Consider the following 7264-nt stretch of genomic DNA (forward strand, 5'->3'; position numbering starts at 1 on the left):
CACTCATTAAACAATACATACCATATCATCAAAAGAGCTATTAAACACTAATAATAACTCTTTCCATCTTCAAATAAATCAACCATGTCATCAAGCTTTGGCTGACACTTATCTTTTGCCGAGAGCTTAAGTTTATGAGTAGGGACTTGCCAATCTATAGCAATACTCGCATCATTAAATGCAATTCCTCTATCAGACTCTGGTGAATAATAATTATCTACTTTATAAGCAAAAACTGTGTCATCTTCCAAGACAACAAAACCATGAGCAAAGCCTCTAGGAACTAATAATTGCTTTTTATTTTCTGCACTTAATTCAACAGCAACATACTCACCAAATGTAGGACTTCCTTTGCGAATATCTACTGCAACATCTAATACCTTACCTTGAATAACTCTTACAAGTTTAGTTTGAGCATATGGAGGCAACTGAAAGTGCAATCCTCGAAGGACACCATAAGAGCTTTTAGATTCATTATCTTGACAGAAATTAATTTTATAACCTAGAAAATCAAACAACTTGTCTTCACGAAAGGTCTCAACAAAATACCCCCTATCATCCCCATGAATAGTAGGCTCGCAGATTACAACATCTCTTATTTTTGTTCTAGAAAATTTCATCGTGGTACAGCACCTTCTTTGGCTCTTTTAATTAAATATTGACCATATTGATTTTTCTTGAGTGGTTGTGCTAGTTTTATAAGCTTCTCCTTTGAAATATACCCCATTTCATAGGCAATCTCCTCAAGACACGCTACCTTCAATCCTTGTCTTTCTTCTATAGTTTGGATAAAATTACTAGCCGCTAGCATGCTCTCATGTGTGCCAGTATCTAACCATGCATACCCCCTACCCATAGTCTTAACTTTTAGGCGTGCTTCATCAAGGTACATTTGATTAAGGGTAGAAATTTCCAGCTCGCCTCTATCTGATGGTTTGACCTGCTTTGCCTTTTCCACCACATCATTAGGATAAAAGTACAAACCAACAACAGCATAATTAGATTTTGGTTTTTTAGGCTTTTCTTCAATACTCACAACATTACCATCAACGTCAAAGTCAGCAACACCATATCTCTCAGGGTCATCAACATAATAACCAAATATACTAGCACAATTCTTTTGCTCTACATTTTGAATACTTTTCATAAACATCTTAGGTAAAGCATGGCCATAAAAAATATTATCTCCAAGCACAAGACAAGCTGAATCGCCTGCTAAGAATTCCTCAGCTAATATAAAAGCTTGAGCAAGTCCGTCTGGGCTCGGTTGCACTATATATTCAAGATTAATACCAAGATCAGAGCCATTCCCCAAAAGGTTTTTAAAACTTGATTGATCCTGTTCTGTAGTAATTATTAAAATATCTGTTAATCCAGCTAACATAAGCACAGATAAAGGATAGTATATTAACGGTTTATCATAAATTGGTGTCAGTTGCTTACTAACACCCTTAGTAATCGGATATAGTCTAGTTCCACTACCTCCAGCTAATATTATTCCTTTCATAATTAATGCACCTCAATAATAAGAATCAATACTTAATTGATAGTATACAAGAAACATCTTTAAATCCTAATTCAATAACTAGGACTCTGTAAGATACCATTTATAAATTTTTCTAATACCATTCTCAAGTTCAACTTTATGCTTCCACCCTAAAGAATGTAGCTTAGAAGGATCTGTAAGCTTAACCATTGTACCATCAGGCTTATCAACATTAAATTTAAGCTGCCCTTTAAAACCAACAATTTCCTTAATAAGCTCAGCCAACTCTTTAATAGAAATATCGACTCCAGTACCAATATTAATATGAGTATTTCTTATTTCTTTAGTATCATCATTTGAATAAGTATCTTTAAAATCCCTATTTTCAAGTAAAAATACACAGGCATCAGCCATATCCTCAGAATATAAAAACTCTCTTCTTGGCTTACCAGTACCCCATATCTCTACAGAGTCCTCACTAACACCAAACTTAGATAGATATTGTTCCGCTTGCGTAATAGAATCCACAGATAAATTAGTCAAAACCTTTTGTGTTTGACCTTCATTTAAAAGTTTAGCAAGGTGTATCTTTCTAACTAAGGCTGGTAAAACATGAGACTTTTCAAGGTCAAAATTATCGTTTGGGCCATATAAGTTAGTTGGCATTACAGATATAAAATTTGTACCATATTGTAGATTATAGCTTTCACACATTTTTATACCAGCTATCTTAGCTATAGCATATGGCTCATTAGTATATTCTAACGGACTAGTTAGCAAACAATCTTCAGGGATTGGCTGAGGAGCCTCTTTAGGGTAGATACATGTACTACCTAAAAATAAAAGCTTCTTAACACCATTTACATAACTTTGATGTATGACATTATTTTGAATCTGAATATTGTCATAGATAAATTCCGCTCGATAAGTGTTATTTGCAACAATACCACCAACTTTAGCTGCTGCTAAAATTACATATTCAGGTTTCTCAGAACTAAAAAAATCTTCAACAGCTTTTTGATTTGTTAGATCAAGCTCAGCATGAGTCCTTAAAACAAGGTTATTGTAGCCTTTAGATTTAAGATTCTTAACAATTGCAGAACCTACTAACCCTCTATGACCAGCAACATATATTTTACTATCTTTCTGCATTTTAGATATTTCCTTACTCAAAATAGCTCATAATTTTATAGCCACCCTCTTTCAGGTAAACATCCTTTGTCATTAGTTTAAGATCACTTTCCATCATATCGTTTACAAGATCCTTTAAATCATACTCCCTATTCCAACCTAGCTTTTGCTCAGCCTTTGTTGGGTCTCCTAATAATAAATCCACTTCTGTTGGCCTAAAGTATCTAGGATCAACACAAACGACTACTTGCCCCTCTGATAAATGAGATAAATCAACATTAACTTCTTTTGCTCTTGCTAAATCTACAGAATCAACCACACCAATCTCATCAACACCCTCATTCTCAAACCTTAAACTAATACCAGCATAGGCAAATGACAATTTAACAAAATCTCTAACTGTAGTTGTCTGACCTGTTGCAATTACCCAATCTTCAGGTTGATCTGCTTGTAAAATCATCCACATCATTCTTACATAATCTTTTGCATGACCCCAATCTCTCTTAGCATCTAAGTTACCTAAATAAAGCTTATCCTGAAGATTTAATGCTATTTTAGATGCTGCCCTTGTAATCTTTCTAGTTACAAAAGTCTCTCCACGCACAGGAGATTCATGATTAAATAAAATACCGTTACAAGCATACATGTCATATGCTTCTCTATAGTTAACTGTAATCCAGAAAGCATACATCTTAGCAACTGCATAAGGTGATCTTGGATAAAATGGCGTAGTTTCACTTTGTGGAATTGCTTGAACTTTACCATAAAGTTCTGATGTACTTGCCTGATAAATCTTAGTCTTCTTCTCTAAACCAAGCAATCTAACAGCCTCAAGTATTCTAAGTGTACCAGTACCGTCAGCGTTAGCAACATATTCAGGTGTTTCAAATGATACATGCACATGACTCATAGCAGCTAAATTATAGATCTCATCAGGTTGAGTATCTGCAATAATTCTAGTTAGGTTCATAGAATCAGTCATATCACCATAATGTAGAATTAAGTTTCTATTCTCAACATGAGGATCTTGATACAGGTGATCAATTCTATCAGTATTAAAAAGTGAACTTCTTCTTTTAATACCATGAACAATATAGCCTTTCTTTAATAAAAACTCAGCCAAATACGAACCATCCTGGCCTGTAATACCTGTAATTAATGCTACCTTTTTCATTTACAATCCTTATATTTACTTTATTAAATTAAATTCTATTGAAATCATCTTCAAGTCTAACAATATCATCTTCACCTGTATACTCACCAACTTGAGCTTCAATCAAGATAACAGGAATTTTACCATCATTTGCCAACCTATGAACTTCACCCATGCGAATATATACAGATTCATTAGGTCTAACAATAAAATCTTGATCTCCTTTAGTCACTGTAGCTGTACCTGACACTATTATCCAGTGTTCATTGCGATGAAAGTGTTTCTGCAAAGAAAGTCTCTTTCCAGGTTTAACTTCTATTTTTTTAATTTTATACCCTGGAGTATCTTCTAATACTGTATAAGTTCCCCACGGCCTATGAGCTGTCAAATGAATGTTTTTTAGCTCATCACTCAAAAGCTCTACTACCTCTTTGACTCTTTGTGAGCTTCCTTTTTTAGCAATCAAAAGAGCATCGCCACTATCTACTACTATCAAATCCTCCACACCAATGGTTGCAACTTTTTTAGAGCCCCCTTCACTGTGAATTAAATTATTTTTACTATCAATGCTGATATGATTATTACTAATAGTGTTATTGTTCTTATCTTTAGGAAGCTGATCAAAAAGGGAGTCAAAGCTTCCAACATCATTCCAGACAATGTCAGCAATAACCATTTTTATCTTATCTGATTTCTCCATAACCGCATAATCTATTGATTTAGCTGGAATGCTAATCATATCATCATAATTAATAGCATCTGAGTTTCTCAAATCACTTTTTTCATATGCTTCAACACATGCTGAATATATTTCTGGAGAATGCTTCTGTAACTCTGAAAGAAAAACACCTGCCTTAAACATAAACATCCCAGAATTCCAGTAATAGCTGCCATCATCTAAGAGTCTCTTAGCAGTTTCAGCATTTGGTTTTTCATGAAAACTTTCCACGTCAAAACCACCTGCGGATTTTATATATCCAAACCCAGTATTCGCAAAGGTAGGAGTTATACCAAAAGTTACTAAATTATCATGTTTAGCAAGTTTCTCTGCTTGCTTAATAACACCTTTATACTCATCATCCAAATTTATTACATGATCTGATGGCGTCACAAAAACCACCTCTTCGGGATCCAACTTCATACATGCTAGTGCAATTGCCGGAGCAGTATCACGACCGACTGGCTCTTCTAAAAACTTACTCGATTTTAACAATCCTAATTCTTCCAGCTGATCTTTTGCTAAAAAGAGCTGGCCTTCATTAGACACAACCATTGAGGAATCACAAACAGAAGAGTTTCTCTCTATAGTTAACTGAAATAAAGACTTGTTATCAAACATTTGTACAAATTGTTTTGGTAACAGCTTTCTACTTATCGGCCATAACCTAGTACCACTACCTCCACACAGAATAAGATTGATCACAAAGCCTCCCAAATGCTATAAATCTAACATAACTCCTTGCAATTATACTACTAACAAAATATGTTTTCTAGTGAATTAAAATAGTGTTTTCCTACAAAAAATATTGACTCAATCCCTTTATTAATTATCTTTATACAAATACACAAATGTTGTAAACTAAATTTAAAATTATAAACTCTTAATTTTTTATGAAAAAAAATTATATAGCTACTAGCTTAATAGCATTGTTTGTATTTTCTCTTATACTTTATTTAAATTATCTCCAACCTTTACGAGGAGATGATTTTGGGCGAGCATGTACAGATGTACTAGGGAAAGGACTTATAATGATGGTTCACTCCATACAAGCTGATTATTTCACTTGGACAGGGAGAGTTTCTGCACAAGCCTTAATATATCTACTTTTAAGCAAAACCTACATTGGACTATCTTTATTTATTATCAATATTGTCAGTTCAATAGCTTTTGTTATATTTATGTTTACATCTTTTAAGATTATTGGTTTTGGTAAGGCGAAAATCGTATCAAAAGATTTTTTAATTTTCTCACTATTTTTTACATTAGTATTCTATCAAACTGGTTTTATTGGTAATATCCTGTGGAAAACTGCAGCAATTCAGTATTTCTGGGGTATAGTTTTATTAACTATACTATACTACTTAACAATTATTAAAAATGAAGAAAATATAATTTTTGCTATCTTTGTAGGCTCCGTAATTGGTTTATATAATGAAATCTATGTTGCAGTGTCTGCTCTCTTATGCATATCTTATTTCATAGATAGAAAAACATATACTCAACCTATCAATAATGCTATTGTAGCCTTTTTTATATCTTGCACAATAGGAGGAGCTATATTAATAGGTGCTCCTGGCAATTATGCTCGATTAGACTCAATGTCTCATGGGACTAATACAAGCTCATTTGATAATATTATAAATTTATTAAACCAAATAATCTCAAGGCCTACAGATACGGCAATACTTATCGCGATGCTTATAGTTTTTATCGCCTTAATATTTTCTAACAAGAATATTAAGAAAGTAAAAGCTACTTTATACACTTTGACTTTAGTTTGCTCTATATTTATATTAACTCCAGTAGTTAAATCTTATGATATAAATCAACGAGTCCTTTTAATTTACTATGTAATATTTTTTATAGCAACATATCAACAGTTTTACACACATAGCTCTAAAATTATTATTAAGCTCCAGTTTTTTCTAAATAAATTAAGTTTGTTGATTGCTATTGTTTTAGCATTATATTTACTATCAATAGCTAATACTCGCATTGAATTATATAAATTTGAAAAATATAGAAATCAGCTAGTAAGTAGCTATCAAAAAAAAGGTATTAAAAACCCTAAACTACCATGCCTAACATATATGAGTGCAACTATTTTCAATGATGATATAACCGCAGATAAAAATTCTTATAACAATAAGGCTTATGCAGAGTTTTATGGATTTAATTATGTTGAGTGTGATCACATTTATAACAATGTTTCAAAACCGGAGATTTATCGTAATGAATAAGTTATATTTAAAAAAAATAATAGTGTTAGTAATTTTTATTATTAGCTTCTTTTTTTTAACAGCAATATATACGTATCTTTTTGCAAGAATACAAAATACAACTATATTCTTTAAGCTTATTGATATTATACATATGCCATTACTTCCGCCAATTTTATCTTTAGCTTGGTTAATATCTCTGCCAATACTTCTAATAAGATATTACAAGATATTCTATTCATATATATTTAAAAACCATATTCTTTAGATAAAGTTAAAATATTGATACTTGACTATATTGATCAGTTTTAATTGATTTAAAGCCATAATAACTAGCAAACTGCTCATTATACCAATTATCTGTAAACGGTGCTAAATCCATAAAAAATACTTTCGGTTTTATAGTAATAAATATAGGTGGTACTATCGCATCTTGTACATTTTTACTTTGCAAACTCTCAATAATGTGTATTCTTTTCATATTATGGGAGTGTTGCAATCTAAGCAATAATTGGAGTAAATTTTGAAAATCTACATTTCTTGTCTAAAAAATG

At 32.2% G+C, this 7264-nt stretch carries 7 protein-coding genes; 1 reads left to right on the top strand and 6 read right to left on the bottom strand.

Going from position 1 to position 7264, the window contains the following annotated elements; genetic code table 11:
- Positions 1–47: 47 nt before the first annotated feature.
- The 5 genes from rfbC to AB8E56_RS00715 form a co-directional block, all read right to left on the bottom strand.
- The gene (gene rfbC / locus AB8E56_RS00695; protein WP_329476909.1) at positions 48–620 is read right to left on the bottom strand and encodes a dTDP-4-dehydrorhamnose 3,5-epimerase; all 573 of its coding nucleotides are present in this window, start codon (positions 618–620) and stop codon (positions 48–50) included.
- Positions 617–1507, bottom strand: coding sequence for a glucose-1-phosphate thymidylyltransferase RfbA (gene rfbA, locus AB8E56_RS00700; protein WP_329476911.1), 891 nt, complete (start codon positions 1505–1507; stop codon positions 617–619). Before rfbA ends, rfbC begins: the two co-directional genes overlap by 4 nt.
- 78 nt (positions 1508–1585) lie before the next feature.
- Positions 1586–2638 carry a GDP-L-fucose synthase gene (locus tag AB8E56_RS00705; RefSeq protein ID WP_329476913.1) on the bottom strand — a complete coding sequence of 351 codons (1053 nt, stop codon included), beginning with the start codon at positions 2636–2638 and terminating at the stop codon, positions 1586–1588.
- Between the two features lie 13 nt (positions 2639–2651).
- Complete coding sequence (gmd, locus tag AB8E56_RS00710; protein ID WP_329476915.1) at positions 2652–3791, bottom strand: GDP-mannose 4,6-dehydratase; 1140 nt, start codon at positions 3789–3791, stop codon at positions 2652–2654.
- A 28-nt stretch (positions 3792–3819) separates the two neighbouring features.
- Positions 3820–5193, bottom strand: coding sequence for a mannose-1-phosphate guanylyltransferase/mannose-6-phosphate isomerase (locus tag AB8E56_RS00715; RefSeq protein WP_329476917.1), 1374 nt, complete (start codon positions 5191–5193; stop codon positions 3820–3822).
- 188 nt (positions 5194–5381) lie between these two features.
- Here AB8E56_RS00715 and AB8E56_RS00720 point away from each other — a divergent pair, with 188 nt between their 5' ends.
- Entirely contained in the window at positions 5382–6731 is a 1350-nt protein-coding gene (locus tag AB8E56_RS00720) for a DUF6056 family protein (protein WP_329476919.1), read from the top strand.
- 253 nt (positions 6732–6984) lie between these two features.
- On the opposite strand, the gene AB8E56_RS00725 is transcribed toward AB8E56_RS00720, so the two are convergent.
- On the bottom strand, positions 6985–7191 hold the full coding sequence (locus AB8E56_RS00725; RefSeq protein ID WP_329476921.1) for a DUF6056 family protein: 207 nt from the start codon (positions 7189–7191) through the stop codon (positions 6985–6987).
- Positions 7192–7264 lie beyond the last annotated feature (73 nt).

This window comes from Francisella sp. 19X1-34 (assembly GCF_041102755.1).
Classification (GTDB): domain Bacteria; phylum Pseudomonadota; class Gammaproteobacteria; order Francisellales; family Francisellaceae; genus Francisella.